The following is a 2061-nucleotide window of genomic DNA, read 5'->3' on the forward strand; positions in this document are numbered from 1 at the left end:
CAACACCGTGTAGAAAACCTGTTGCCATACTTTATGCTCCTTTAAAATATTGGCTAATGAAATGAATGGGAAAAATGAGGGTTGGATTTGAAATCGCACCCTTTAAAACAGCAAATCATAAGGATTTTGGTTCACTCGCATTTCAAATGCGAGTGAATAGTAAAGGATAGCATTTCAAATGCGATCCTTTGAAAACAACAATATGTAAAATAATTTTTTAAAAGCATATTGACACTAATAAACCCTCATGTTAATCGAATCACAAGTGCTAGAAACACTAAACCATTAGCGGATAGGTCACGTAAGATCTCTCCCATGCATTTAAAATACTGATTGTCTTTTATGCTGTTATTGGCATATAACGATTTTGTCGGGTGTAGCTATGCTATACAATACCTTCTCACGAGGGGAAGACATAGCGACGGACTAATGGCCGTGTTTCTAACGCCCGGCACCCTTGGGGGTGTCAATAGAGACATTAAAACCATTAGGAGTTCATCATGAACAATTTAGTGACAATCAACAATGCTGGTATTGCTGTTACAACTTCTTTAAAAATTGCAGAGGGTGTGGGTAATACGCATAAAACAGTTATACAGTTAGTACGCAATAATCGTAAGGATTTTGAAGAGTTTGGTTCACTTGGATTTGAAATCCAAGTGAGTAAAAGAGACGGTAAAGGTGGTCAAAAGAGAGAAGTTGCTATTCTCAACGAACCACAAGCCACTCTACTCATGACCTATATGCGTAACAATGATACGGTGCGTGCATTCAAAAAAGCACTCGTCAAAGCTTTCTATGATTTAAAAAACCAATTAATTGATAATGACCGTGATACACGCTTTGATTTTCCAAGCAACTGGGATGAAATGGGACCTACTGAAAAAGCTGTTTATATTTATGGACCGCTTCACATGCATCTTGTTAAAGCTTTTACATTAGCAGAAGAGAGCAAACATTATAAAACGCTTGTTGAAGAAGCCAAGCGAGTTTTAGTAAGCCCTGTTGTAAAAGTAGCTTAAGTTAAAAACATGATTTTATCTCCTCGTCTTTGAGGCGGAGAGGCAGTTAATGGCTCTGTTCCATTTGTATATCCACTTTATTAGCTGTTAATGTTGGAATAGAAGAGACATCAATGTCCCTCAAGGCATGCCATGTATCATAATTGGCTTGAAGCTGTAGCCAAAGGGCTGGTCCATTTCCTAACAATTTACCAATACGAGCCGCTGTTACTGCTGTAACTGGACGTTCTCCTTTAAGGATGCCGTGTAAGTGCTGGCGTGATATTTGAAGAATTCGAGCAATTTCGGTTTTACTTGCATTTAAATATTCTAAGGATTCGGCTAAAATCTCTCCTGGATGAGAAGGACAACGATTAGGATTACGTGTGGTCATGGATAGTTTCCTTTACAAATCTTAAAACCTTCAGTGGTATTGCTCTAGATCAACATGGTAAACGTGTCTGTCTTTAAATTCAAAAGTGATACACCAAGGACCATTGATATGAATTGTGTAGCGAGTTGGAGTAAAGCCTTTAAGCATATGAAAATTATAACCTGGTACATTGATATCACTAACTTGAGAAGCAGCGTCAAGGGCATCAAGACGGCGAATAATACGCTGTTGAAGCCTGCTATCAATCTTACTTTTTCCTGTTTCCCAGAGAGATTGGAGGTCTTTATTTTTAAATGTTTTGATCATAGCAAACTCAACAACTTTATTTTAAGTAAGATGTAATGTATTAAGTGACAATTGTCAACAAAAATGTTACAATTTAATATGATTGATGCCAACACTGTGGAACTACAAGAATTTAAGAAATGAATATCAAACCAATTCGTGCTGAGAGGGAGTACCAAGAAGCTTTAGAAATTGTGTCTGCAATGTTTGATAAGCAGCCAGAAGTTAATACTCCAGAATTTGATAGAATGAAAACTCTTGTTTTGTTAATTGAAGCTTATGAAACAGAACACTATCCTGTTTCTCCACCTCATGCGTAAAGAGAAGAATAAGTGCATGGAGGGGATAAATTTGCACGTTAACATCAAGGATTTTACGACC

Annotated in this window: 4 protein-coding genes; 2 read left to right on the forward strand and 2 right to left on the reverse strand. The window is 37.2% G+C overall.

Translation table 11 applies throughout. The features are described from left to right. Window positions 1-500: 500 nt before the first annotated feature. Window positions 501-1022, forward strand: coding sequence for a Rha family transcriptional regulator (locus ACFIMC_RS05185; RefSeq protein WP_273791639.1), 522 nt, complete (start codon window positions 501-503; stop codon window positions 1020-1022). A 46-nt stretch (window positions 1023-1068) separates the two neighbouring features. Here ACFIMC_RS05185 and ACFIMC_RS05190 read toward each other — a convergent pair whose 3' ends face one another. Continuing rightward, window positions 1069-1395, reverse strand: coding sequence for a HigA family addiction module antitoxin (locus ACFIMC_RS05190; RefSeq protein WP_375672171.1), 327 nt, complete (start codon window positions 1393-1395; stop codon window positions 1069-1071). Between the two features lie 30 nt (window positions 1396-1425). After that, window positions 1426-1701 carry a type II toxin-antitoxin system RelE/ParE family toxin gene (locus ACFIMC_RS05195; protein WP_273791641.1) on the reverse strand — a complete coding sequence of 92 codons (276 nt, stop codon included), beginning with the start codon at window positions 1699-1701 and terminating at the stop codon, window positions 1426-1428. A 119-nt stretch (window positions 1702-1820) separates the two neighbouring features. Between ACFIMC_RS05195 and ACFIMC_RS05200 the strand changes: the two genes are divergently transcribed. Then, the gene (locus ACFIMC_RS05200; RefSeq protein ID WP_375621862.1) at window positions 1821-2000 is read left to right on the forward strand and encodes a hypothetical protein; all 180 of its coding nucleotides are present in this window, start codon (window positions 1821-1823) and stop codon (window positions 1998-2000) included. Window positions 2001-2061: the final 61 nt, after the last annotated feature.

The organism is Bartonella sp. AP21QHHD, from assembly GCF_042196205.1.
Classification (GTDB): domain Bacteria; phylum Pseudomonadota; class Alphaproteobacteria; order Rhizobiales; family Rhizobiaceae; genus Bartonella.